The following is a 23,872-nucleotide window of genomic DNA, read 5'->3' as shown; positions in this document are numbered from 1 at the left end:
TTGTAGATATGAAATCGAACGACGGGGTCTGGTGATACGCATCCGGCCCTGATCTTAGGAAACGGAACGGAATGACCGACAACAACGACGACAAGACATTCGGCGGAGCCAAGAAGACGCTGACCCTGAAGCCCTCCGGGGTCAGTCAGGGAACTGTTCGGCAGGACATGGGTCGCGGCCGGACGAAGGCGGTCGTGGTCGAGACGCGCAAGCGGCGACCCCATCGGCCGGAAGACGAAAAGCCGGTTGTCCCGATCACAGCACCTGCCCCCGTGGCGCGGGTCGCAGAGCAGCGCCCGGCTCCGGTGCAGCAGCCGTCGCGCCCTGTCCCTCAGGGCCAGCAGCTGCGTCAGGACAATCGCCAGCCGGACAACAACCGTCCGCGCGTCGGCGTGGTCCTCAACCAGCTCTCCGCCGGCGAGATCGATGCACGGCGCCGTGCGCTGGCTGAAGCTCAACTCCGCGACGCGGAAGACGCCAAGCGTCGTGCTGCCGAAGAGGCACGCCGCCAGGCCGAGGAAGCCGCCCTTCTGAAGCAGCAGCAGGAAGAAGCAGCCCGCCGCGCCGCGGAAGAAGCTGCACGTACGCCGGCCGAACGCGAAGCCGACAAGGTCGCAGCCGAGGCGGCGAAGGCCGCTGAAGCGGAAGCTGCCGCCGTCGAAGCCCGCAGGGCGGAAGACCGGGCACGCGCCCAGGCCGTCAAGCCTGCGACAACGCCGGCGGTTACGCCGCCGGTCGGCCTGCGCGCCCGCAAGCCGGAAGCCGAAGACGACGATGCCCGCCCGAACCGCGGCGCCGCCGCACCGGTGCGTGGCAAGGTGGTTCGTCCTGAGCCTGCCAAGGCCCCTGCCCGTCCGAAGACGGAGGAAGAACGCCGCAAGGGCAAACTGACGCTGACGGCTGCTCTCGACGACGAAGGCAATCCGCGCGGTCGCTCGATGGCTGCCATGCGCCGCCGTCAGGAGAAGTTCCGCCGCAGCCAGATGCAGGAAACCCGCGAAAAGGTGATGCGCGAAGTGATTTTGCCGGAAACCATCACCATTCAGGAACTGTCGCAGCGTATGTCCGAACGGGCCGTCGACGTGATCAAGTACCTGATGAAGGAAGGCCAGATGATGAAGCCGGGTGACGTCATCGACGCCGACCTTGCCGAACTCATCGCCAGCGAATTCGGCCATACCGTCAAGCGCGTTTCGGAATCCGACGTAGAAGAAGGCATCTTCGATGCGTCCGACGATGGCGAAATGCTGCCGCGTCCGCCGATCGTCACCATCATGGGTCACGTCGACCACGGCAAGACCTCGCTGCTCGACGCCATCCGCCATGCGAACGTCGTATCAGGTGAAGCCGGTGGCATCACCCAGCATATCGGCGCCTATCAGGTGGAGCAGAACGGCAACAAGATCACCTTCATCGACACCCCCGGCCACGCCGCGTTCACCGCGATGCGTGCCCGCGGTGCGCAGGCAACCGACATTGCCGTTCTGGTGGTTGCGGCCGACGACAGCGTCATGCCGCAGACGATCGAATCGATCAACCACGCCAAGGCGGCCGGTGTGCCGATCATCGTGGCGATCAACAAGATCGACAAGCACGAGGCAAACCCGGACAAGGTGCGCCAGCAGCTGCTGCAGCACGAAGTCTTCGTCGAATCCATGGGCGGTGAGGTTCTCGACGTCGAGGTTTCGGCCAAGACGCGCAAGAACCTCGACAAGCTGCTTGAAGCCATCCTGCTTCAGGCGGAAATCCTCGATCTTCGCGCCAATCCGAACCGGACCGCCGAAGGCACTGTTGTGGAAGCACAGCTCGACCGCGGCCGGGGCTCGGTTGCCACCGTTCTCGTCCAGAAGGGTACGCTGACCCCCGGCCAGATCATCGTCGCCGGCGACCAGTGGGGCCGCGTGCGAGCGCTTGTCAACGACAAGGGCGAGCATGTGAAGTCCGCCGGTCCGGCAACTCCGGTCGAAGTTCTCGGTCTCTCCGGCACGCCACAGGCGGGCGACAAGTTCGCCGTCGTCGAGAACGAGAGCCGTGCCCGCGAAATCTCCGAATATCGTCAGCGCCTCGCCCGCGACAAGGCGGTTGCCCGTGCATCCGGCCAGCGCGGCTCGCTCGAGCAGATGATGATGACGATGCAGAACACGGGGCTCAAGGAGTTCCCGCTGGTCATCAAGGGCGACGTGCAGGGCTCGATCGAAGCCATTGCCGGTGCCCTCGACAAGCTGGGAACTGACGAGGTTCGGGCGCGCATCGTCCATTCGGGCGCCGGCGGCATCACCGAATCCGACATCTCGCTGGCGGAAGCCTCGAATGCCGCGATCATCGGCTTCAACGTCCGCGCCAATGCACAGGCCCGCACGGCGGCAGAACGCGCCGGTATCGAAATCCGCTACTACAACATCATCTACGATCTGGTGGATGACGTGAAGGCGGCGATGTCTGGCCTGCTTTCGCCGGAGCGCCGCGAGACCTTCCTCGGCAACGCCGAGATCCTGGAGGTGTTCAACATAACCAAGGTCGGCAAGGTCGCCGGTTGCCGCGTCATCGAAGGCAAGGTCGAGCGTGGCGCAGGTGTTCGCCTGGTTCGCGACAACGTCGTCATCCACGAAGGCAAGCTCAAGACGCTCAAGCGCTTCAAGGACGAGGTCTCCGAAGTGCCGATGGGCCAGGAATGCGGCATGGCCTTCGAGAACTACGAAGACATCCGCGCCGGCGACACGATCGAGTGCTTCCGCGTCGAGCACATCACCCGCACGCTGTAAGCGACATAGGGTTTTAATCGAGATTGTGGAATGGCGGCTACGGCCGCCATTTTGCGTTCCAGAGACGTCAGCCGGCGAAACTTGATCGTCGGGCCCTTGCCGTACCGAACATTGGCAAAGAAAAACCCGGAAGGAGGCAACGCTGCCTTCCGGGTTCTTCGGTCTGTTTCAAGCAGACAAAAAGCTCAGATCTGCTTGCCGATCCTGGCGTCGACGGATTGGGCATTCGATCCGCGGATCGCGAAGAAGAAGAAGATCGCGGCCCAGAGAATCGATTTTTCAGCGCCGGCGAGACCCTCGCCCGTCACGATGCCGTGGAAATAGACCGTGACCAGCAGCACGATCATCGCCGCGAAGGATGCGGGCCGGGTGAACAGGCCGATCGCGACCAGGATGCCGCCGAAGAATTCGGTGGCCGACAGGAGCGGCGACCAGAAGACGCCGGGATAGAAGCCGAGGCCTTCGACCATGCCGACGGCGCCGAAGGGATTGATGATCTTGCCGTAGCCATGGGTGACGAGAAGGACGCCCGCAACAACGCGCAGCAGCGTTTCCGCCGTCGTATCGAGTGGCAGGTAGAACCGCTGCAGGGCGGGCAGCATGGCTGGCGGCCGGGTGGATGAAATGTCAGTCATGTTGACTCCTCATGAATTTTCGCAACGCAACACTGTCTTGCTGCGGAAATTGCGACGATCAAGGGGCGCCGCCTGAAAACATGATAAATTGAGTTGACAATTTCGTGAGGTGTTCTTGATCTCGCGCGATTGCGGCCTAAGCTGCCGGCGGCTAAGTTGCGGCCTCTGCACTCGTTACGGACACCGACATGAGCGAAAAGCCGCGCATCACCATTCTCTACTGCACCCAATGCAACTGGCTGCTGCGCGCCGCCTGGATGGCGCAGGAACTGCTCTCCACCTTCGGCGACAGCCTCGGCGAGGTGGCGCTCGTTCCCGGCACCGGCGGCAATTTCGAAATCCATGTCGATCAGACGCTGATCTGGGAGCGCAAGCGCGACGGCGGCTTTCCGGGACCGAAGGAGTTGAAACAGCGTGTGCGCGACGTGATCGAACCGGAGCGCGACCTTGGTCATACGGACCGGACCTGACGTTTTGACGGCAGGCCTTCTTTTCGGCGTCTTCAGTGCCGCCTTCCTGTCCGCGACCTTGCTGATCGGCGTGTCCGAGGCGGCGCTGGTTGTTGCGGCCACACAGCCGGACGCCCGGCCCTTCGATCTCTTCCTTGCGGCGACCGCGGGCAATGTGCTCGGCGCCGTGGTCAACTTCGCGCTCGGGCGTACGCTCCTGCGCTTCGAACATCGCCGCTGGTTTCCCGTCAGCCCGGCGAACCGGCGGAAGGCCGAGGCGCTGTTCGGCCGCTACGGCCGGCCGGTCCTGCTGTTCTCATGGCTGCCGGTGATCGGCGACCCGCTGACGCTGGCGGCCGGGCTCTTGCGAACGCCCTTTGCCGTTTTTCTCGCCTATGTGACGATCGGCAAGGCGGCGCGCTACGCCGTGCTGCTCTGGCTCTGGGACGCCGTAGCCGGCTGACTCTCGCAATCGGCATAGGGGGCGATCGTATGTGATCGCACCCCTGCCACACCACCCGGCATGCGGGTCCGCACCGGGCGGTTCGAGGGATTGAGGTCAAGCGAGTCTGGGCATTCCGAGCTGGTCGGCCCATTTGATCGCGAGGATGGAGTTGAGGAGCTTGGCGCTGTTGCGCCACCAGCGACGGGAGTTTCCCGCCACCTGCAGCGCCACATCGGCTTTTGCTCCCCTCGCCATCAGTTCCCGGAAGATCGTCCTGCTTATCTTCCGTTGCTTGAGCTGGATGGCCCTCAGGTGGTGACGCATCCCCTTGTCCAGCTTTCGCCAGACCCCAGGTGTTTGCGCCAGCCTGAAGTCGGCTTTCCATCCGCGCACGAAGACGCCCAGCCGTTCGACCACGGCCTGCAAGGACCGTCCCGTCACGCGCGACGTCAGCTCGCGGATGCGATTCTTGAACACCTTTATTGCCCTGTCGGCGACACCTCGTTTGACCACCCCCCGTCAGGTGAAGTCGGCCATAAAGGCGCCGCAGCAGAGCCATCACCCGTTCACCCGCCCGCTGCGACCGCACATAGACATTGCAGTCGTCGGCATAGCGGCAGACGCAGGCCCCCCGTTCAAGTTCCTTGTCCACCTCATCCAGCAGCAGGTTGGCCAGAAGCGGCGACAGCGGCCCGCCTTGCGGCGTGCCCCTGATCCGCTTGGGCTGGGCGCACAACAAAAACGGCGGGGAGAACCCCGCCGTCGATCGGACGAGAGTGCTCTCAGCGATAGGGCGAATAGCAGATCCTGTAGACGCCGCCATAGCTCAGGAACCGGTCGGTTGCCGGATTGTAGGAGCGATACCGCTGCAGGCACCAGTTCACATGGCCGCTATAACCACGACGGACGTAGCGATCGCGGTAATACGGCCGCGGGGTGACATAGATGTCGACATTGGGACGCCGGTAGTAAGGCCGGTACGGCCGGTAGCCGTAATAGGGCCGATAATAGCGGCGGTCGCCATAATAAGGCCGGTAGTCACGATACGAGCCGCCATAGTCACGACGGTAGTATTGCACTTCCGTCGGTTGATTGATCTTTACATCCGGAACGGCAAGCGGAATCGCTTGCGCAGAAGCCACAGGTGTCATGATGGACGCGACGCTCACCGCGCAGCCAATAACGAAATTCCGAAATCCCGCCATTTGTCTCCTCATTTCTCCCAAAAGGGTTTGCTTCGGTTGGTGTCCCTGTTTCATATAACGGGCATTGTTCTTATTTTATTCGTGTTTCGCCCATTGTCCGACTGCAAATTCAGCATCTTTTGGCGTCCAACCCCTTCCAAGTGGTAGAATGCCCCAATATTTCCTGTAAGTCACTCGCCCCGTTATCAAAATCCTGTCAACCCGACGGAGAATAGATTGAGCTTGAAATTCGGAACCAGCGGCCTGCGCGGCCTCTCCATCGATCTGAACGGCCCTCCCGCGGCCATCTACGCAACCGCGTTTGCACGCTACCTCCTCTCGTCCGGCCAGGCGAGACCCGGCGATCCGATCCTTCTCGGCCGGGATTTTCGCGACTCGAGCCCGTCTATCTCCGCCATCTGCGCCGGTGCGCTCTCGCGTGCCGGCCTGACGGTGCTTGATTGCGGCACGGTGCCGACGCCGGCGCTGGCGCTTTACGGCCTTGAAAAGGGCGCGGCCGGGCTGATGATCACCGGCTCGCATATCCCCGCCGACCGCAACGGCATCAAGTTCTATCGGCCCGACGGCGAGATCGCCAAGAGCGACGAAGAGGCAATCAGCGCCGAGGCCGCCAAACTACAGGCGTCCCCGGTCGATGCCACGCCAGGCGGGGCGGAGGACCATTCGGAGGAGGCAAAAGCCCTCTTCCTTGCCCGCAATACTGCAATCCTGCCCGCCGGAGCGCTCTCCGGCCTGAAGGTCGGCGTCTACCAGCACAGCACGGTCGCCCGCGACCTCTTTGTCGATGTCCTCTCCCATTATGGCGCCGAGGTCGTGCCACTCGGCCGCTCCGAGACCTTCATCCCGGTTGATACCGAAGCCGTCTCTTCCGCAACGATCGACCTGCTCAAGGCCTGGGCTGCCGAGCATGGACTGGATGCCATCGTTTCCGCCGACGGCGACGGCGACCGCCCGCTCGTCAGCGATGAAACAGGCCTGCCGCTGCGCGGCGACCTGCTGGGATTGATCGCCGCGCAGTTCGTCGGCGCGACGGTTGCCGTCACGCCCATCACCTCCAATTCTGGCCTTGAGCGCCAGCCGGGTATTTCCATCCTGCGCACCCGCGTCGGCTCGCCCTTCGTCATCGCCGGCATGCTGGAGGCCGTACGCCAAGCACAGACGGGCGTCGCCGGTTTCGAGGCCAATGGCGGCACGCTGACTGCCACGGATTTCACGCTCAACGGCACCCTGCTCAAGGCGCTGCCGACGCGCGACAGCTTCCTGCCGGTGCTGGCCGTGCTCTCCCGGGCCGCGCGCGCAGGCAAGCCGCTCTCGGCGCTCGCCGCGGATTACGCCCTGCCGGTGGCATTGAGCGACCGGATCGAGAATTTTCCGCTTGAGACAAGTGCCGCGCTGATGGCCTTTCTGCGCGCCGGCAAAGACAATCTCGTGCAATTCCTTGAGCCGATCGGCACGCCGGACAGCATCAGCGACATCGATGGACTGCGGGTCACGCTCACGGACGGCCGCGTCATCCACTTCCGTCCGTCCGGCAATGCGCCGGAGATGCGCTGCTATGTCGAGGCGGAAACCGCCGAGCAGGCGCAGGCGCTGCTCGAACAGGGCCTCGACCGCATCCGCGCTTTCGCCCGGCAACAGAAGTGATGCAGGTTATCCGGCATGGGAATTCACTTCAGTCGAAAGTCCTTGTAATCCAAGCCTTTGTTTGACTTTCCCGCAGGGTTTTCAAGAAAACTTCAAAAACCCTGTTGACACCAAAGCGTGAGCCCCTTACATGCCGGTCCGTCGCCCAGATGGCGGAATTGGTAGACGCGCCAGCTTCAGGTGCTGGTACTCGCAAGGGTGTGGAGGTTCGAGTCCTCTTCTGGGCACCATTCCATTTTTGATCTTAGCCAGATCAATATGTTAAGCCTTTCCAAGAGATTGCGCATTAGATACCTTGTAACAAGGGTGTGTAACGTGCGCTTTCAATTGGTTCGCCCCGTGGTGTCTAAAGGCTCTTTCATTCCCCGCTTTGTGAAACGTATCCCGTCCGACATAAAGGACCGGATGGTGGGCCGCACGCTGGTCATCCCGCTCGGCAAGGGAACGGTTGCATTTCGCGTTACGGCCAGCACCCAAAGTATCCGCTTCTCGCTCGGCACCGCAGACCCCTCACAGGCACGAATCAGGCAGGCCGAGGCGGTGACCTATGTTGAGCAATACTTCTCCGCAGTGCGCCCGGCAGCACGCCATGGACGTGAGCGAGACGCCGGCACGCCTGTGGAGCTGCGAATTGGTTCCCTTGCCAACGCCTGCGGATTTCGGTCATGGGCAAGATGACGCCTACACATACTTTGATCACTTGGTCGCAAACGCCAATCTGGGTCATGTCCTTGGATATACATCGTTCGCTTTCGCCTCATGAGGCGCATGGACGCATTTCGTAGCATGTTGGCGACCGGACACCTGCGCGAGTTCACTTTGCTTGCCGATCGGGCTCTGCCTGGCATACGGCACTCGCTCTCCAGTATGGCCGATATGCTATCGCCGTATCACGGCGACGCTGCGCCAGGCAGGCTGGATCGTCACGTCAAACGGGTCGAGCGGATATGGCGGCGTGAGGGCTGAAAGTTCCACAAAAGCAACCCAAGCGCGGTCGGCTCTGGCTGAATGACAGTTCGTGCATCCGGCCTCGTTCGGAATACCCAGATGGGTGGCTCAAGAAAGGTTTCAGGCCTTCACACTCTGCATTATTGCGAAACCAGGTCCGCCCCAAACCACTTGAGGCTTATTTCTTTTAACGTGCCATCTTTAGATATCGCCTTAATTGCATCATTGAACCTACCAGCGAGTTCCTTGTCCCGTTTTTGTAAACCGATACCTACACCGGGACCAAATACACCGCCCGAAATGCGCGGGCCGTAGAGCACCGCGGCGGCACCGTCCTTCGACTCCAGAAACACTTTCCAAACGGAATAGTCTGCCAACCCGCCATCGATACGGCCCGAAACCAGATCAAGATTGAGATTGTCCTGCTTATCATAGGTGCGGATTTCGACTGAACCGCCGAAGTACTCCCGAACGAACGCTTCAGCGTTTGTCGATCCCTGCACACCAATCACCTTCCCCTCCAGATTTTTCTTCAGGGCCTGCAAAGCGCTCCTCCCGCCCTGCGTATCGGTAGAGAGATTGATCTTCACACTGTTATCCATAGCGGGCAGATCAAGCGGTTTGCTAACGACGAAATAATTGGATGTCAGCGCATAGGGTTCTGAGAAGGCGATGACCTGCTTTCTTTTCTCTGTGATCGACATGCCAGCCATGATCGCATCGTATTTGCCCACGTTCAGGGCCGGGATAATCCCGTCCCATGCCTGTGTAATAAACTCGCATTTGAGTTTCGCGCGCTCGCAGAGCGCGGTGCCGACATCAATGTCAAATCCGACTGGTTTTCCATATGTATCGACCGCGCTCCAGGGCGGAAATGCCCCTTCCGTCGCGATCTTGACCGTCTTGCTGTCTTCCGCATGGGCCTGGCTGACAATTATAACGGCGAGCATGACATGCAGTGCCATTTTGAACGTGTTCATCAGAGTTCCTCTCTTGAGTTTATATTTTGTTTCATGTGTAAATTCTCGGGATATGATCCCGTAGCTGGCCATAAAGGCCGACCATGTCGGTGCCCCAAAGGCATGCAATTTCCTCGTGGGTGATGATCTGGTCGCCTTGGCGGCCCAGCAGTACGACTTGGTCGCCAAAGCGAGCCTCTGGCACTGCAGTGAGATCAATGCGTAGGTGCTCCAAATGGGCCGGAGGCAGCAGCCGGACTCGCTTTCCTCCAACGATGGCTTCGGCGCCGGTTGGAACGTGCCGCGGAAAGCCATCCCCCCACCCCATGCCAAGCACTCCGAGGATCATGCCGGCTTTGAAGCCGGGAATGTCGGGGACGGGGCCGAGTGACGCGTCAAGACGCTTTACCGCGACCAAGCTGGTTGAGATTGCTTTCAGGGCATGCCGCAGCTTTACCGGACGAGCCAGCTTATCGGACTCTGGAAGACCAACGAATAGAGCCCCCGGATCTACCGCATCGAGGTCCATCTCTGGGTGGTTCAGCACCCCTTCGGTGCTCGACATCATGGCAATCGCCGCTCTAACACCGAGCGATTGCGCATGCTGTAAAACTGCATGCATGCGAGCGAGTTGGTCTGACGCATCAGATGGCATTGACGTCGGCAGCTCGCTCATGTGGGCGTAGATACCCTCCACCTGCACATCAGCGTGCGTATTCGCTACCAAAAGAAGCCTACCTGCCTCCAGCGGCGTGGCGCCCGCGCGAAAGAAGCCGAGATCGACCTTGATGAACACACGCGTCTTCTTCATAGCGGCACGCCAAAGGTCCAACTCGTCAGCGCTTGACACACTGACGGTGAGATCGAGCGCCTCTACCGTAGGCGCTGCTGCGGGCAGCGCGCCGGGATAGAGGAGAATTGGAAGCCTTACGCCCACATCCCGGATTGCGACGGCATCGAGCAACGAAGCAACCGCGAAACCGTCGACGCCTTCTCTGGTCAAAACGTCAGCGACCGCACCAGCACCGCAGCCATATCCATTCCGTTTCAAGCAAGCATATACTTTCACCTTCGGAGGGAGATGGCCCCGAAGCTGTCGATAGTTGTGCCGAATTGCGTCTAGATCGATCTCGTACCAGCTCCCGCGCATTGTCGCGGCACAGCTGAACCTTGGAGCGCGCGTTTCAGATGACGAAATGAGAACGGTTGTCACCGCGCCACCTGCCGCACTGGAAGCTCTACGGAACTTGCTTGCACGTCATTGTCGTTCACAGCTTGAGTTCGGCGCTTGTGTATTGTCATACGCCGTTCCAGGCGGGCAAACACGTGCACGATCAGAAAGGTGAAGCCGAGATAGATGAGGGCCGCAGAAACGAAGACCTCGTAAGGTGAAAAGGTCTGCGCCACGATCTTGCGAGCGGTGCCGGTCAGTTCCATGAGGGTGATGGTGCTCGCGAGAGAACTGGCCTTCAGCATCAAGACCACTTCGTTGCCATAGGCCGGAAGGGAGAGCCGAAACGCGACAGGCAGGACGACGCGTCGTGTCCGCAGCGCATACGACATGCCAAGGGCTTTCGCTGCCTCGACTTCGCCGGAGGGAACGGCGCGGATGCCCCCGCGCAAGATCTCAGTTGTGTAGGCAGCGTTGTTGAGAGAAAACGCGATGACGGCGCACCAGTAAGGTTCCTTCAGAATGCTCCATGCAAAGCTTGACCGCACCCATTCAATCTGGCCGGCGCCGTAGTAGATCAGGAAAAGCTGCACGAGCAGGGGCGTTCCGCGAAACGCGAAAGTGTAAAGGAGAGCGGGCTGAGAGAGCCAAGGTGACGAGGACGCTCGCAGCAGCGCGAGCGGCAACGCCATAAAAAAGCCGAGCGCAATGGAAGCGATAGCCAATTGCGCAGTGAGGAGTGCCCCGTCCAGCAGAAGCGGGAGAACGTCGACAATCAGATACCAGTTCATAACCAGTTCCTCACTTTGCTGTACGCACGCCGCGATTGGCATGCCATTCGAACAGCGCCAAAGCGACCAGGGAAACAGACGTGAACGACAGATAGAGGCCGGCTGCGGCCAAATAGAAGGTCAGGGGTTCGTGGGTGGAGCCGGCAGCCGCGCTGGTCTTGCGCATAAGGTCTTCGAGACCCACGACGGAGATCAACGCAGTGTCCTTCAGCAAAGTCAGCCACAGGTTGCCAAGGCCTGGCAGCGCGCACCTCCACATTTGCGGCACGATCACAAGGCGCCACACCAGGATTTTCGTCAGGCCAAGGGCATTGGCCGCCTCAATTTGGCCCGCGGGCACCGCCAGAATTGCGGCCCTGAACACCTCGGTCGCGTATGCTCCGAAAACGATGGTCAGCGAAAAAACGCCGGCGGCGAATGCATCGACCTCAACATATCGACCGGACAGCGCTGTCAATGCGACGGTGCCGCCAAAGTAGAGGATCAGGATGATGAGCAGTTCGGGGACGCCCCGAATGATCGTCGTATATGCACCGGCAAGCCGGTTTAGCACCCGGTACTGGCTTAGTTTTGTCGTGGCCCCGCAAAGGCCGACGACCGTTCCAAGCGCCAGGCTGGTGATAGCGACGCGAAGGGTGGTCATTGCTCCGGTGACGATTTGATCGCCGAAGCCCTGCAAGTCCATCATTGGCGGAACCCCTCACGCTGAGCCGAGAGGAATTGCCGCAATCGTGGCGAGCTCGGATTGCCGAACAGCTCGTCAGGCCCCCCCTCCTCTTCAATCCGACCTTGATGAAGAAAGACCACGCGGTTGGATACCTGGCGGGCAAAGCCGAGTTCGTGCGTTACGATGAGCATCGTACGCCCTTCGTCGGCAAGCGAGCGAATGACCTTCAAGACCTCACCGACCAATTCCGGGTCGAGAGCCGAGGTCGGCTCGTCGAAAAGCAGGATTTCCGGGTCCATGGCCAGAGCCCGCGCGATGGCGATGCGTTGTTGCTGGCCGCCGGAAAGGTGCGAGGGATAGGTATGGCGCTTGTCGGCCAAGCCAACCTTCAACAGCAATTCTTCCGCCCGAAGGCAGGCTTCTTGTTTGGTTATACCAAGGACGTGGATCGGGGCTTCGACGATGTTTTCGAGAACGGTCTTGTGTGACCAGAGATTGAAATTCTGGAACACCATTCCAAGCTTCTTGCGTAGCTCGTTGATCTCGCTCCGGCCGGTCAAGCCGATCCGCATTTTCACATGCCGTCCAGAGATCCAAATCTCGCCCGCATTTGGCTCCTCCAGGAAATTTAGACAGCGCAGGAACGTGCTTTTTCCAGAACCGCTGCTGCCGAGGATGGAGATAACGTCGCCGCGCTGAGCAGTAAGGGACAACCCCTTTATAACTTCGAGGTGGCCGAAGCGCTTCTTCAAATCGACGACGCAGAGTGCCGCCGCCATCATGTCAGATCGAGCCGGTTCGAATTCACCGGTCGGAAGTTTGGTGTTCACTGGAAAAACCCTCGGCTGTATTTTTGCCGAGGATGCAATGCCTAAAGCGCTCGAACTTGCAGCGGATTGATACGACTGCACGATCTGATCATTAAATCACTCGCCTGTTTTGTATTGCCAAGAACCGCGATATCCCAAGGGTGTCGTTCCGACCTCCCGCCGAAAGGCGTTTGAAAAGTGGCTCGAACTTGAGAAGCCAGATGCCAGCGCTATGTCGGTGACAGGCATGGACGTGTGACGGAGATACTCTTTCGCCTTCTCGACCCGGCGGCGAATGATGAAGGTATGTGGTGGAGATCCAAGCGTCTGCCTGAATGCCCGGCAGAAGTGCGGAACGCTTAGACCGGCGAGCGAGGCAAGCTCTCCGAGCGACAAATCGGTGGCAAGTTCATCGTCAATTCGCTGAAGGACGCGGCTTAGTTTGGCCGATGCCAAACCGCCCTTGCGAACGGGTGGAGCATATCTCTGCCTGCGCGCCAGCTGAGCGAAGATGGTCGCTGCATAGCTTTCGACGAGCAAAGCGCTGAGGGGGTATCGCTCAGGGACCTCCGCCCCTATTCCACGAGCCGCGTTCATCATTACAGAATCCTCACACCCGAGATCAGGCGAAAGCGGCGGTGGAGCGCTCGATAGACTTTGGTCAAAGAGTTCAGTGACGAATGCCCGGTCCACTGAAATTGAAAGATAGGCAGCTGTCGAGTCGCCGACTTCCCATCCCCTCCAGTTACATCCGGCAGGAATAAAGAGGATGGCACCGGGCTTTCTAGGGACGAACGCCGCTGGCTTGGCATCCAGAAAATACTCGCCCCGCTCAGAATTTCCCTTCAGATTGAGGAGAATGAGATGCCGGGCAGACGTGATATCCGTCTCTTCCTTGTCAAGCCCCGTCCGTTGCACGAGGTCGGCATGGACCAAGCCCCAGGACTTTCTTTGGTGAGAAATCGTTCGGCAATCGCCGGACTTGAAAACAGGGTGTGGCGATGAAATTTCCATCATCGCCCCCCAGTCTGGTCGATAGGCTTGGCAATCGGAAACTGTACGCTTTCTTCCCAGTCGCCCGTGGGCGGGCATTCCGCGACGTCTTCGACAAGACGACACCATTTGGCACGTGCGATGAACGTAATCCGCTCATCGACCAGAAGCGACGGGATTTCGTAGTCCCACCCTTTGTTTCCCGATATCCCTTCGAACAACTGCCTGACAGGAAGCTCACGCGGTATCGCGATTTTATGTAGCCTCGAGGCGCTTACGCGGTTCCAGGCACTCTCATATTTTTGAAGTTGGGCAAAGCTCATCCCAACAGCGGCGGCAAGACGGGCCTGCGTGACGCCGGATTGAACCCGGATGGTCGGGATTTGTCGTCCCATATGCCAATCGGCAGAATGCGGTCCTCGTCTAGACGACGTCTGCATATTTGAGCGAAATAGGCTTGATCGCCCTGCGGTCAGCGGAACCTTTTGGTGCTGCATCGGTCACTCCCCGGAATGAGAGTTTGTCGCGGTACGCCCCCGCGAAACTCACAACCTCCGAATGATCGGGGAGTTCGAAACTGTACGAGACAGCCCTGTGGCCTTTAGTTCCGAGGAACCTGGACATACGCCACAGGCTCCCCGACCCGAAAGGTCAGAGAGTTCGGTGCTGTATCGATCAGCACCAGTCGCTCGTAGGGGTTTCGACGCCCCAAGGCAGCGCGTACTGCCTCATGGAGGAAAATAGTGGAACCAGCGTTGCTTCGCTAGTCGTCCTTGACAAAAACTCTCGCTCAACACCGAGATGAGGACCAGATTATTGAAATTCGGCACTATCTCGCTGCCGGTAGTAGATTTTCGCGAGAGCAGAAGCAATGTGCGAGTAACCATCGGTGCCCCGACGTGAAACGAGGGCGCAATCCGATCACAGCCTCGGCCTCAGTCGTGCCTAGACCTATCGTTGAAGCGTTCCATGGCGTTCGCGCTTCAAAGCCCGGAACATGGGTAGTAGGAGTCTCAATCACGGAGCCCTCGACCGGCAGTTCAGCTGAATGTCTTTTGATTAATCTTGATTTCCGGCGGGCTTGCACTGGGCTCTCGGGCGACAGATGCCGAGTACGATTGTGCCAGCGGCAAGGGTGACGGCAAATGTTAAGAAAATGGCGGAGGGTGGGATGTCGTCTGCCACAGCGGCAATGATCCCGAAAAGGATTAAGCCGAGCAAAACACCAACGCAGTGAACCACGCCTTTCGCCCGCCCCAAGGCCGGCGCGGGGACGGTGGATTGTAGCATGACCTCAACACCAACCCGGCCCAGATTGTATAATACCCCCAAGATCGCGAACGCGACGAATATGAAAGGCAGATCCAGCACTTTGAGAAGCGCGAAGAACAGGGCGGTCAAAGCGAGGATCACCCGTTGCAAGACGCAAATCTTTGCGGTGCGGATGAGCGGTATGAGAAGAAGGACACCCAAAATGGAGCCGGCTGACCAGGCGCTTTCAAGGCGGCCAAAGTCTATTGCATTTCCTCTTAGTTCCTCGAAAACGAAGCTTGGACCGACGACGCTTACCAGCATTCCGCCGGTGTACAGGAACGCATATACGGCACCGAGAAAGACAAGCCGCACATCAACGTGCAATCTCGAACGTGTGGGTTCCGCCAGACTGTGCTGGGGTGCCTGCTCTTGCCTGACAAAAAGCATGCAAAAGGTCGACAGCGCAAATGCCACCCCCATCGCCGCGAACGTGTTCGTCGGAGGCGAGGCGTGTAGGAGAAAGCCGGTTAGTGATGCTGCACAAAGGCTTCCCGATTGCATGAGAAAGAACACGATGGAGTTTGCTGTCGCCAAAGAGAAGCGGATGCCGACGGATGGTATCATGCACTGAGAGGTCGTTAGGGCGATGCGATCGGCCGTCGCGAAAAGGATCGCAGACAACCAGATTGCCCAATGAGAGTCGTTCTTAATCAGCATTACAGCGAACGCCGACGCGCCGGCAAACCGGACGGTATCTGCGGTTACATACAGAACGCGACGATCGTAGCGATCTGACATCCACCCTGCGATGGGGCTCGCTATCAGTTCCGCTATGCTCACGATCGCGAAGAAAGCTGCCACAGCAGGACTGCCGTGTCCCGACACGACAAGGATCCAAGCGCAAGCTATCTGATAAGCGTTTCGTCCCACCGCCGAAGCAAAAATGCTCGCGAGAAACCAATTGAAAGAGCGAGGTCCCTGACGTTCCAACCCGGGGCTTGCGACAGAAACTAGTGGATGCATCGGTGACACTTCGCAGATTGAGACTCAATCGAGATACGCAATTGCCTGCTGCCCCGCTTTCGAAATCGAGACGAATTTTCAAAATGGTGCCAAAAAGCGCTGCGCTACGCCGTCAACTACGCCACCTGCGACGAAATTCAGACGGACTGGCACCGAAAGCTCGCTTGAACGCGACCGTAAAGTGGCTGGAACTTGCAAATCCGCATTCGAGCGCAATTTCGGTCGCCGAAAGATCGGTTGCTCGAAGCAGGTCGGCTGCGCGCTGCAACCGATGTTCCGCAACATAGGTGTAAGGTGTCTTCCCGGTCGATTGCTTGAATGCACGGAAGAAATGACGTCGACTAACGCCTATTTCGCCTGCAAGTTCGTCAAGGCTCGGCGGGTTCGCCGCTCGAGACTCAATGATGGCAACGACGCGCTTAAGGTCGAACGGCGATAGACCACCCTTAGCGGGCTCGAGCCCAAGCCCATTCAGTCTAAGCAGTTGCACAAACAATTGGGCAGCCTGGCTCTCCACCATGATGACGCTGATTGGATCGGGGCTCTTAAGTTCCGCGCCGATTCTCTGAAGGGAAGCTTCAATCATGGCGTTGCGAAACCCTATTGCTGGCTGTAATCCGGCAATATGCTCAGAGCCAATCGATCGATCGACGAATGTTGGATCCACCGATACGAACAGGTAAGAACCCGTGGCATCGCCCTCGTCCCATCCCGTCCACTCGCAGTGAGCAGGCACGAAAGCGATAGATCCCGGTCGGCGGGGAGTAAACGCGACGCGACGCCCATCGACGAAATCTTCGCCGGCCCTCGCTTCGCCTTTGAGGTTGATCAAGAACGCATGCTGCTCAGGTGCGACTCGCGTTTCCTGGCGCGACAGACCTGTTCGCTTGACAATGTCCGCCCGCACCAATCCCCAGTCAACATGATGATGAACAAGCGTACTGTGATCAGAACGGCGAACCTCATCGGGTTTGAAGCCATACGTTTCCGTCAAGAACGCCATTCCTTACTCATTCAATCCACTTCAGAAGATATAACGACCGCGAGTTGCCAAACAATCCTGGACTAACCAACGGTTGACCGATGATGGCACTTTCATGAAAAAGCGACATTGCAAATGAAAGCGTGCCGTCAAACTCTGCCTTACCACTGAGTACACGACAGTGCTCCGTGCTTGAACGGACCAACCCGGTAAAATCCTTATTGAATTTTTTCCAAGCACCTGTCGGCGTCGTACTTCCCACTTTCTTCTGAGGTATGTTGCAATGCAGGACATCAATGAGTTTATTACCGAATGCGACCTTGGGCCGCGTTTGAATCAACTAGCCGGGTTCTTTAGCGAAACTGCGGCTGGAAAAAGTGGTGTGCCGGCTCGCAAGCCTGTCGTAGACACGCGCCTCTTGCCCAACGATGCTCTCCTCCATCGATTAATCGAGTTGCACTCGCGCCGCCAAGGCCATTTCGACCAGCACTATCACGGGAGCATTCCGTATCGTTTGGAGGAGGAGTGCCGTATGACGCATGCGCTCCTACGCTACGCGCAGCTGAGCTCTTCCGACGTCACACTGTACAGTCTCGGCACCGCCGAAGGCACGATGGCGCGCACGCTTTCCGAACTAAGCCGAGGAAAGATCCAATCTCTGTCTTGCAGTCCCAACGAGGAAAACTACAGGTGCTTTATGGCATTCGGCGAGCCGCCGCACGCTCACTTCTTCCTCGGTCCCTTTCACCGATTGACGAAGGACTATCTCCGCTCGGAGAAAAATCTCGAACAGTTCTCGGCAGGTTTTGACTTTATCCTGGAGGACACCACGTTCCAAATGTACTCTCCCAATCGGCCTAAGCAGATCGAATTTGTCGCTCATCATCTCAAGGATGACGGCATCCTTTTGTTCGTGGAAAAGTTTCGCGCTGTGGATCCTCATGACTATGGGGGGCGAGAATCACAAAAGGATTTCGGCTTCAAGACGCGGTATTTCGGTGTCGAGGAAATTCAGCGGAAAACGACAGTGGTCCTCTCCACGATGCACGACTGCGAGGTCACCCTGGCAGAGATGGCGAATGCCATATACGCATATTTCCGCTATTGTGTCGTCACTTGGAACAGCGGGAACTTCTATGGCCTTGCGGCCAGCAACAGCGAGGAAAACCTCCGGCGCTACCTCTCCTTGATGGTTTATCCCGCCATTCCGGCCGAATATGTGTACGAGCCGGAGCCTTATACCGAATTGGCCAAATGGGTGAGTGGCTGACGATGCGCAATCTGCAGTTCGCAAACTGCGATCTTACGCTTAGTGAAGCGCAAGTGAGCCCGCTTTTATGAATTATTCCTGCCAAGCGAGAATTCAGGCGCCGAATTCAATGAACTCGGCAAATCTGAGGATTACGGAAGGTTTCCGATTTGCCGCTGCGCCTTTGAAGTCTCGCCACGCGTGCTTGCCGCGATGCGCCGCAAAATCAAGGTTGTCGAGCCGCTGTACAAACGCCCGCTTTCCAGTGTTGTCGTACGGGCGCCCTCGCCGCTTTCGGCGTGAAACGCGTCTTCCAAAGCGCTTTGCCTTGTGCACATCCAAGGCAAAGCTTCAGGCCATTAAGGAACTCCGATGTACAAACACGTTGCCGAGGCTTTCGTCTCTGTCGCGCAAGCACGATACGTCGCCGAAAAGGTCTGCTTGCACATCAACGACTTTTGCCAGTCGATCGGTGCTTCGGAATCCGACAAGCTTCTCGACTTCGGAGACGGTCGTGCAACCCTGAGAGCGACCGACGATGGTCTGTCGTTCCGGGTCGCGGCTCAGGATCTCGTCACATTCTATGGTATTCGCACGCTCTTGCAGGGAAGCCTCTCAGTAATCCCGCTGGTTTCGGGAAAGGCCATAGAATGGCTCCCAGCAGGCGGCGTGCCCTTGGGATTAGTCCGCGGTCACGTCAAGAACGGACAGGCCAGGACAGGCGGGCAATAGCCCGGAACCGCATTGCGGGGACGCCACTCGACCATCAGCGTCGAATGTTAAAATGGCTTCCCCGCGCGAGATCACGGTTCTGTCCGAGGGCACGATCTTGCAGAGCCCTTGCGCGCTCCTGGGTCAATCGTAGCGAGGCCGCGGTCCCCAGACCGCGATGACGTTTTCGACCGTGTCACGATCATCAACGCGGATGCGCTGCTGCAGGTCGATGAGGTCGCGGCGACGCTGTCGCAGGTCCTCGGCTGCCGCTGGATCCTGTGCTTCCAGCTCATAGATACGCGCCGCCACGATCGCCCCCGCCTGGTTCATGATCTCGATGGCGATCTCAGCGCGGACGATCGCGTCGTTTGAAGTTTCCTGCTCGGCCATGATTTGCTCCGCTTCTTCAATGGGTTTCAGAGATTGATGCCGCGGGCACGATTGATCGTGCGCTGGCGCCGCTCCGATATGATCTTCTGGCTGCTGTCCATGCGGACGGTTTGTTGCAGCACCTTCAGCCGCTCCTGCATCGCCCCGAATGCGCAGCGCTGCGCCGGCGGCACTCGATTGATGAGGTCCTTTTCCTCGCGGATGATAGCGTTGCGGCCGAAGCGTTCGTCGAGTGCCTTGCTGACCGCGGCGAACTCCCGGCGGATCTCTGCATTGAGTGAGCCGGCTGCTGCATCGAGCCTGCGGCCGTCTTTCTTTGCTTCCGACGTCAGGCGCACGAGAGCCTCCTCGGCCTGCTTCGACAATCCGGGAATGGCGACCGCCATCCGACGACGCTCCTCCGCGACCGCCTGGCTTTGGGCATCAAGAGCGCCTGCGTAAGCCGTACCGAGCGAGCGCAGGCGGGCAACGGCCTCGGCTACCGCCTGCACGGCGTCCCTCCGCTCCCGGCCAGACGCGAGCATCCGGTCCATAAGGCGATCGGAGCCGCGGAGCGGACCATAGGCGGCAGGATCGTTGGTGACGGCGGCGGCAATGCGCTCACCGGCAAAGCCCTTCAGGAGCGACTCCTCGATTTTTCCGACGGCGCCGGCAGGATCGCGCCAGATGCGGGCTGCGGTGTCAGTCAGCGCTGTTCGCTGCTGGCGATAAAGAGGCGCGGCGAGAGCGCGGGATCTCGCCTCCTCATCGACCGGCGTCTTGAACTCGGTGACGGCGGCAAGCATGGGCAGCACCACGACATTCTCCTTCCCCGGATCGACACTGGCGCCAGCGACGATCTTCGAACGATCCTGCCGCTCGGCGAGATGCTGCTCCTCGGCGAAGCGCCGGACGACCTCGAACAGCCGAGTCAGTTTTCCGCGCCGCTCATCTGTGAGGTCCTCTGGCATCCGCTCGACCATGTTACGCTCGGCAACCGCATCCGCCTTCTCAGTAAAGGCGCTCCAGCCGAAGCGAGCCGCCAGTGCGTCGCTGACGCCCTTGACCTCCTGCACGACGGAGCGGTCCTCGACGGCAAGCGCAAAGGCCGTCTTGTAGGCATCGTCACCGCCCTGCTTGCGCACGGCCTCGATCTCGACGAGACGTGCCATCGCCATTCTGGACAGCGCCGGGATCGACAATGACATATGGGTGCGGCGCATCTGCTCACGGATTCCGAACCGTTCGGCATTCCTGCGGAACTCCGTCGCATGGCCGCGGGCCAGCGGCAGCAATTCCGTCAATGCCGCCGTCGCGACCTTGCGCTCGTCGCGCGCCGCGCGACCATCGACCATAAGGTTGGAGCCACGCAGGCGGCCGAGCCGATCCGGCGCAATGGCAAGGCCATCGGCGAGCTTGCGGGGTTCGATGCTCGCATCCGACGCCAGGGCGTTCAGGGCCGAGAGCGCCGTACCCGAATCGCGATAAATCTTTTCCAGCAGCGGCCGTAGGACCGCCTCCCGCTCCGCCCAGGCCGGCGAAGAAAGCTGTGCCAGCCGAGCATCGTCGTCCGCGCTCCTGGCGAAGACTGTGGTGGGCGGGATCAGATACCGCGCGCGGCCAGGATTTGCGTCCGGGGCAATTTGGGTTTCAGTTCGTTCCTCACTGTAAGAGGCGCGTCGTTCCCGCTCGATCGCGAATCCGAGCGCCACGCTCGCCCTCTCCCAAAGCTTCGCCACCTGCTCGCGCTTCTCCGCAATCCACGCCAGCCACCGCGAAACGCCCTCCTCCATCCCGGCCGCGGCTTGCGAAAGATGCTCTATCCCCCGCCGCCGGGCGAAATCGTCCGCATGCGCCCGGTAGCCGGCCTCGCTCTCGAAATCGAGCGTCGTCGTCTTGACGCCGGAGCGCGACAGGCGCTCGACGAGCTGCTTGAACAATTCCGGCCGATGGCTCTCCTGCTCGATGCGCTCCTGGCGAAACTCTGCAGTTTCAATCTGCTTGGCGGTCCAGACGTTCCGATCTACCGTCCGTTCTTCGAAGCTCTTTTCTCCCGTTTTCTCGTCGATCACCGGCACGGTCACCATCACTCGCTCGACACCATCCTTGCGCAGGGTGATGATATCGCCTTCCGAGACGCCGGCATCCTCAAGGGCTTTCGGCAGGCTCACGCCCCAAAGACGATGGACGGTTCCGTCATCCGTCCTGACGTCGGCATAGGGGCTCTCGTCCGCATCCTCATCGTTGGGCCGGAACTTGGCTTGTCCGGTTTCCACGAGCTCACCGGTGACGCCGGCCGCATGATCGACCCGCGGCTTCCGCCCCCATTCCGGCTTCGCCTCGAAATCTTCCCTCGCAGCATAGAGATCGGCGCGGTTGCGATGCCTGGTCATCGACACGTAAGTCAGATGCTGGTCCATCATGCCGGTGGCGAGCACGAAGGTTTGGTCGACGGTCGACCCTTGAGACTTGTGGATGGTCGCGGCGTAACCGTGATCGACGTTGCGATAGCTGTCCTCGCCGAAGACGACGTCACGGCCATTGTCCAGACGCACCGAAAGCAACGTGTCGCCACGTTTGTCGCCGGTGGAAACGACCGTGCCGAGCATGCCGTTCTTCACATATTGCGGACCAAGACGCCTTGCGCGCGATTCAACGAAGCGGGCATTTTCGAGGAAGATGATCCGGTCGCCGGCGGCGAACTCCCGCGCACCGCGTTCGGTCTGAAAAGAGCGCCCCTCACCAAGCGCGCCCTCTTCCGTCATCACCGATCGCAGCGCCTCGTTCAGACGCCTTACGTCCTCATTGGTGTGGGCGAGCACGAGAAGTTCATCACCGCGAAGACGGCCATCATTGCCTGCTGCGGCTGAGTTCCGGATCGCCTGCTGGCATGCCTCCGTCCAGTCGCCGACAATCCGCCTGATGATTTCGTCTCGTGTCTCTGCCTCGACAAGATGGCCCTGCTGCGCATAGGCGTCGAGACCTTTCTCGGTCTCGCCACGGGCAAAGAGCCGTGATGCCTCACGCGCCCATTGCTGGCGTTGGCGGCGCACGCCGGCAAGCTCCGCGAAACCGATCCGATCGGTAATCGCCCGGAACGCCGCACCCGCCTGGATTGGCTGCAGCTGCATCGTATCGCCGACCAGGACGACTTTCGCCCCAGCGTCTTCAGCAATCTTCAGCACGCGGGCCATTTGCTGCGACGACACCATACCGGCCTCGTCGATGACAAGGACGTTACCACGTTCGAGCAACTCACGTCCGCTGGCCCATGCCAGTTCCCAGGAGGCGAGTGTTCGCGACTTGATGCCGGAACTGTCTTCCAAGCCTTCCGCCGCCTTGCCGGCAATTGCTGCGCCAATCACCCGGCGGCCTTCGCTCTCCCAGGCAACGCGCGCGCCGGCGAGCAGTGTCGACTTGCCGGCGCCGGCAAGGCCGACGACCGCTGCAATACCATTGTCGCCGGTGACATGACGGACTGCATCGACCTGCTCTGCGTCCAGCCGGAAGCGCTTTTCCGGATTGACTGTTTCGACAATTTCGATTGAAGCGGCGACGTGGCCCGATGCAACGGCGAAACCGCGGCGCTCCGATAGAACCCGCGCCAACTGCGCCATGTCATATTCGATGCGCAGCATGTCCCGCGTGGTGAAGATTGCCGGTTCTGCCGCCCTGCCGGTTTGCGCATCGATCTGCTGCGGCTTCAGGATCACCAGATCATCCGATGCCATCAGACGTGCCCTGATGTTGGCGAAATCCGTGGGATCGTCGACATAGCGATGCAGCGCCTTGGCGATGTCGCGCTCATCGAAGGTGGAGCGTTCGTTGCTGAGCTGCTTTAGCAGGAGATCCGGATCGGCAAGCAGCCGGTCGGCCATATCCTGCCGCCTGGCGAGATTAGCCGGGGCAAAGAAGAGTTCCCTGCCCTTCCGAGCCAGTGCGGCCTTTTCCGGACCGAGATGTCTTTGTGCTATCCCGTCGAGACCCTGTTCAGCATAGGAGCGACCGTCAAGCCGGATCTCATGGCCTGCGAGCGCCAGATGCCGGGTTGCGGTTTCCGCCCAGGCGACCTTCCACGCCTTCATGGTTTCCTTGTCGCCGGCCCAAAGCTTGTAGACGATCTTGCCGTTCGGCCGGTCCGGCGTGACCACACGCAGGGGCTCGCCGTCCTCGCCCGTCACCGTCACCTTCTTCGGTCCGAACCCCTCCTCCGTCAGAGGCCTGAGCGTCATCATCAGATGGATATGCGGGTTGCCATCCTTGTCGTGGTAGACCCAATCGGCGATCATTCCCTTCGACGTAAGATTGTCGCGGACGTATTCGAGAACCAGCGCGATGTTTTCCGCCCGCGTCAGCTCTTCCGGCAAAGCGATGATCAATTCGCGGGCAAGCTGCGCGTCCGCCCGCTTCTCGAAGGCGTCGACCGCATTCCACAGCGCCTCGCTGGCGGCGGCGACGGAACGGCCGTCGGTTCCCATGCGCAGCCAGGCCGGAATCTGATCCGGCAGCGCCAGTTCTTCATGCACCAGCTCCGACGCTCCGCCCCGATAGCTGAAGGATGTACCAGCCTGCTCGTCCATCATCCGGGCGCGATGGCGATAGGCGGCAGCCGAGACGATGCTGCGCCCCGCCCCTCTTCTGATCACCTGCGCTCTGACGAACATGATCGCCACTGACGTCTGCAAACCTTCCGAGCACGTCGCGCCAGCGACGTATATTGCGCCCTCAAACCGATCGGACTGCAGGGCCGATGCCACCTTTCCGGAAGACGGCCATCGGCTGGAATTCCGGTGCGACGTTTTT

Annotated in this window: 21 protein-coding genes, 1 tRNA gene and 2 pseudogenes; 9 read left to right on the top strand and 15 right to left on the bottom strand. The window is 59.9% G+C overall.

Annotation, left to right across the window (positions count from 1 at the left end; translation table 11 throughout):
• The first annotated feature begins 71 nt into the window (after positions 1 to 71).
• Positions 72 to 2,762 (top strand): translation initiation factor IF-2, encoded by a 2,691-nt coding sequence (gene infB / locus WI754_RS06255; protein ID WP_349436824.1) that lies wholly within the window; start codon positions 72 to 74, stop codon positions 2,760 to 2,762.
• A gap of 185 nt (positions 2,763 to 2,947) precedes the next feature.
• Here the strand turns inward: infB and WI754_RS06250 are convergent, their stop codons facing one another.
• Entirely contained in the window at positions 2,948 to 3,397 is a 450-nt protein-coding gene (locus WI754_RS06250) for a DoxX family protein (protein WP_349436823.1), read from the bottom strand.
• 188 nt (positions 3,398 to 3,585) lie between these two features.
• Here WI754_RS06250 and WI754_RS06245 point away from each other — a divergent pair, with 188 nt between their 5' ends.
• Together WI754_RS06245 and WI754_RS06240 are read left to right on the top strand one after the other, a co-directional pair.
• Positions 3,586 to 3,867 (top strand): SelT/SelW/SelH family protein, encoded by a 282-nt coding sequence (locus WI754_RS06245; protein WP_037125835.1) that lies wholly within the window; start codon positions 3,586 to 3,588, stop codon positions 3,865 to 3,867.
• A 4-nt stretch (positions 3,868 to 3,871) separates the two neighbouring features.
• Positions 3,872 to 4,309 carry a YqaA family protein gene (locus WI754_RS06240; protein WP_349436822.1) on the top strand — a complete coding sequence of 146 codons (438 nt, stop codon included), beginning with the start codon at positions 3,872 to 3,874 and terminating at the stop codon, positions 4,307 to 4,309.
• Positions 4,310 to 4,405: 96 nt separating this feature from the next.
• Here the strand turns inward: WI754_RS06240 and WI754_RS06235 are convergent, their stop codons facing one another.
• The 3 genes and pseudogenes from WI754_RS06235 to WI754_RS06225 form a co-directional block, all read right to left on the bottom strand.
• Entirely contained in the window at positions 4,406 to 4,768 is a 363-nt protein-coding gene (locus tag WI754_RS06235) for a group II intron maturase-specific domain-containing protein (RefSeq protein WP_349436821.1), read from the bottom strand.
• 124 nt (positions 4,769 to 4,892) lie between these two features.
• Positions 4,893 to 5,114, bottom strand: a pseudogene (locus tag WI754_RS06230) (reverse transcriptase domain-containing protein); the annotation flags it as partial.
• The gene (locus WI754_RS06225; protein ID WP_349436820.1) at positions 5,074 to 5,496 is read right to left on the bottom strand and encodes a BA14K family protein; all 423 of its coding nucleotides are present in this window, start codon (positions 5,494 to 5,496) and stop codon (positions 5,074 to 5,076) included. The gene WI754_RS06225 and the pseudogene WI754_RS06230, both read right to left, overlap by 41 nt.
• 216 nt (positions 5,497 to 5,712) lie before the next feature.
• On the opposite strand from WI754_RS06225, the gene WI754_RS06220 reads away from it, so the two are divergent.
• The 4 genes and pseudogenes from WI754_RS06220 to WI754_RS06205 form a co-directional block, all read left to right on the top strand.
• Complete coding sequence (locus WI754_RS06220) at positions 5,713 to 7,140, top strand: phosphomannomutase (RefSeq protein ID WP_349436819.1); 1,428 nt, start codon at positions 5,713 to 5,715, stop codon at positions 7,138 to 7,140.
• Positions 7,141 to 7,283: 143 nt separating this feature from the next.
• Positions 7,284 to 7,370 (top strand) — tRNA-Leu (locus tag WI754_RS06215).
• Between the two features lie 85 nt (positions 7,371 to 7,455).
• Positions 7,456 to 7,818: a hypothetical protein gene (locus WI754_RS06210; protein ID WP_349436818.1), complete on the top strand. Its 363-nt coding sequence runs from the start codon at positions 7,456 to 7,458 to the stop codon at positions 7,816 to 7,818.
• Between the two features lie 173 nt (positions 7,819 to 7,991).
• A pseudogene (locus tag WI754_RS06205) lies at positions 7,992 to 8,183 on the top strand (IS3 family transposase); the annotation flags it as partial.
• 45 nt (positions 8,184 to 8,228) lie between these two features.
• On the opposite strand, the gene WI754_RS06200 reads toward WI754_RS06205, so the two are convergent.
• The 9 genes from WI754_RS06200 to WI754_RS06160 all read right to left on the bottom strand — a co-directional run bounded on the left by WI754_RS06200 (position 8,229) and on the right by WI754_RS06160 (position 16,758).
• On the bottom strand, positions 8,229 to 9,068 hold the full coding sequence (locus tag WI754_RS06200) for a transporter substrate-binding domain-containing protein (RefSeq protein ID WP_349436817.1): 840 nt from the start codon (positions 9,066 to 9,068) through the stop codon (positions 8,229 to 8,231).
• Positions 9,069 to 9,099: 31 nt separating this feature from the next.
• The gene (gene alr / locus WI754_RS06195; protein WP_349437740.1) at positions 9,100 to 10,197 is read right to left on the bottom strand and encodes an alanine racemase; all 1,098 of its coding nucleotides are present in this window, start codon (positions 10,195 to 10,197) and stop codon (positions 9,100 to 9,102) included.
• 59 nt (positions 10,198 to 10,256) lie between these two features.
• A complete protein-coding gene (locus WI754_RS06190) occupies positions 10,257 to 11,009 on the bottom strand; it encodes an ABC transporter permease (RefSeq protein ID WP_349437738.1) in 753 nt (250 codons plus the stop codon).
• Between the two features lie 10 nt (positions 11,010 to 11,019).
• Positions 11,020 to 11,697, bottom strand: a complete 678-nt coding sequence (locus tag WI754_RS06185; RefSeq protein ID WP_349436816.1) for an ABC transporter permease — start codon at positions 11,695 to 11,697, stop codon at positions 11,020 to 11,022.
• The gene (locus WI754_RS06180) at positions 11,694 to 12,455 is read right to left on the bottom strand and encodes an ATP-binding cassette domain-containing protein (protein WP_349436815.1); all 762 of its coding nucleotides are present in this window, start codon (positions 12,453 to 12,455) and stop codon (positions 11,694 to 11,696) included. Before WI754_RS06180 ends, WI754_RS06185 begins: the two co-directional genes overlap by 4 nt.
• Before the next feature lie 147 nt (positions 12,456 to 12,602).
• The gene (locus tag WI754_RS06175) at positions 12,603 to 13,499 is read right to left on the bottom strand and encodes an AraC family transcriptional regulator (protein WP_349436814.1); all 897 of its coding nucleotides are present in this window, start codon (positions 13,497 to 13,499) and stop codon (positions 12,603 to 12,605) included.
• A complete protein-coding gene (locus WI754_RS06170; RefSeq protein ID WP_349436813.1) occupies positions 13,499 to 13,975 on the bottom strand; it encodes a helix-turn-helix transcriptional regulator in 477 nt (158 codons plus the stop codon). The genes WI754_RS06175 and WI754_RS06170 overlap by 1 nt, the downstream gene beginning before the upstream one ends.
• 562 nt (positions 13,976 to 14,537) lie before the next feature.
• Complete coding sequence (locus WI754_RS06165; protein ID WP_349436812.1) at positions 14,538 to 15,755, bottom strand: MFS transporter; 1,218 nt, start codon at positions 15,753 to 15,755, stop codon at positions 14,538 to 14,540.
• A 112-nt stretch (positions 15,756 to 15,867) separates the two neighbouring features.
• A complete protein-coding gene (locus WI754_RS06160; protein WP_349436811.1) occupies positions 15,868 to 16,758 on the bottom strand; it encodes an AraC family transcriptional regulator in 891 nt (296 codons plus the stop codon).
• A gap of 262 nt (positions 16,759 to 17,020) precedes the next feature.
• Here WI754_RS06160 and WI754_RS06155 point away from each other — a divergent pair, with 262 nt between their 5' ends.
• Both WI754_RS06155 and WI754_RS06150 read left to right on the top strand, forming a co-directional pair.
• Complete coding sequence (locus WI754_RS06155) at positions 17,021 to 18,007, top strand: class I SAM-dependent methyltransferase (RefSeq protein ID WP_349436810.1); 987 nt, start codon at positions 17,021 to 17,023, stop codon at positions 18,005 to 18,007.
• 351 nt (positions 18,008 to 18,358) lie between these two features.
• Entirely contained in the window at positions 18,359 to 18,718 is a 360-nt protein-coding gene (locus WI754_RS06150) for a hypothetical protein (protein ID WP_349436809.1), read from the top strand.
• Between the two features lie 123 nt (positions 18,719 to 18,841).
• Here the strand turns inward: WI754_RS06150 and WI754_RS06145 are convergent, their stop codons facing one another.
• Positions 18,842 to 19,090, bottom strand: a complete 249-nt coding sequence (locus WI754_RS06145; protein WP_349436808.1) for a hypothetical protein — start codon at positions 19,088 to 19,090, stop codon at positions 18,842 to 18,844.
• A gap of 26 nt (positions 19,091 to 19,116) precedes the next feature.
• On the bottom strand, positions 19,117 to 23,742 hold the full coding sequence (gene traA, locus WI754_RS06140) for a Ti-type conjugative transfer relaxase TraA (protein WP_349436807.1): 4,626 nt from the start codon (positions 23,740 to 23,742) through the stop codon (positions 19,117 to 19,119).
• Positions 23,743 to 23,872: the final 130 nt, after the last annotated feature.

This window comes from Pararhizobium sp. A13, from assembly GCF_040126305.1.
Taxonomy (GTDB): Bacteria; Pseudomonadota; Alphaproteobacteria; order Rhizobiales; family Rhizobiaceae; genus Pararhizobium.
The sequence above is the reverse complement of the archived record's forward strand: the minus strand, read 5'-3'. Positions and strand labels throughout refer to the sequence as shown.

What these genes read in the sequence shown, in the direction of transcription:
- WI754_RS06170 (WP_349436813.1), bottom strand. Translation starts at nt 13,975, where the DNA reads ATGCAGCACCAAAAGGTTCCGCTGACCGCAGGGCGATCAAGCCTATTT.
- WI754_RS06165 (WP_349436812.1), bottom strand. Translation starts at nt 15,755, where the DNA reads ATGCATCCACTAGTTTCTGTCGCAAGCCCCGGGTTGGAACGTCAGGGA.
- WI754_RS06185 (WP_349436816.1), bottom strand. Translation starts at nt 11,697, where the DNA reads ATGATGGACTTGCAGGGCTTCGGCGATCAAATCGTCACCGGAGCAATG.
- WI754_RS06145 (WP_349436808.1), bottom strand. Translation starts at nt 19,090, where the DNA reads ATGGCCGAGCAGGAAACTTCAAACGACGCGATCGTCCGCGCTGAGATC.
- infB (WP_349436824.1), top strand. Translation starts at nt 72, where the DNA reads ATGACCGACAACAACGACGACAAGACATTCGGCGGAGCCAAGAAGACG.
- WI754_RS06180 (WP_349436815.1), bottom strand. Translation starts at nt 12,455, where the DNA reads ATGGCGGCGGCACTCTGCGTCGTCGATTTGAAGAAGCGCTTCGGCCAC.
- WI754_RS06175 (WP_349436814.1), bottom strand. Translation starts at nt 13,499, where the DNA reads ATGGAAATTTCATCGCCACACCCTGTTTTCAAGTCCGGCGATTGCCGA.
- WI754_RS06200 (WP_349436817.1), bottom strand. Translation starts at nt 9,068, where the DNA reads ATGAACACGTTCAAAATGGCACTGCATGTCATGCTCGCCGTTATAATT.
- WI754_RS06225 (WP_349436820.1), bottom strand. Translation starts at nt 5,496, where the DNA reads ATGGCGGGATTTCGGAATTTCGTTATTGGCTGCGCGGTGAGCGTCGCG.
- WI754_RS06155 (WP_349436810.1), top strand. Translation starts at nt 17,021, where the DNA reads ATGCAGGACATCAATGAGTTTATTACCGAATGCGACCTTGGGCCGCGT.
- WI754_RS06245 (WP_037125835.1), top strand. Translation starts at nt 3,586, where the DNA reads ATGAGCGAAAAGCCGCGCATCACCATTCTCTACTGCACCCAATGCAAC.
- WI754_RS06150 (WP_349436809.1), top strand. Translation starts at nt 18,359, where the DNA reads ATGTACAAACACGTTGCCGAGGCTTTCGTCTCTGTCGCGCAAGCACGA.
- WI754_RS06250 (WP_349436823.1), bottom strand. Translation starts at nt 3,397, where the DNA reads ATGACTGACATTTCATCCACCCGGCCGCCAGCCATGCTGCCCGCCCTG.
- alr (WP_349437740.1), bottom strand. Translation starts at nt 10,197, where the DNA reads ATGCGCGGGAGCTGGTACGAGATCGATCTAGACGCAATTCGGCACAAC.
- WI754_RS06190 (WP_349437738.1), bottom strand. Translation starts at nt 11,009, where the DNA reads ATGAACTGGTATCTGATTGTCGACGTTCTCCCGCTTCTGCTGGACGGG.
- WI754_RS06160 (WP_349436811.1), bottom strand. Translation starts at nt 16,758, where the DNA reads ATGGCGTTCTTGACGGAAACGTATGGCTTCAAACCCGATGAGGTTCGC.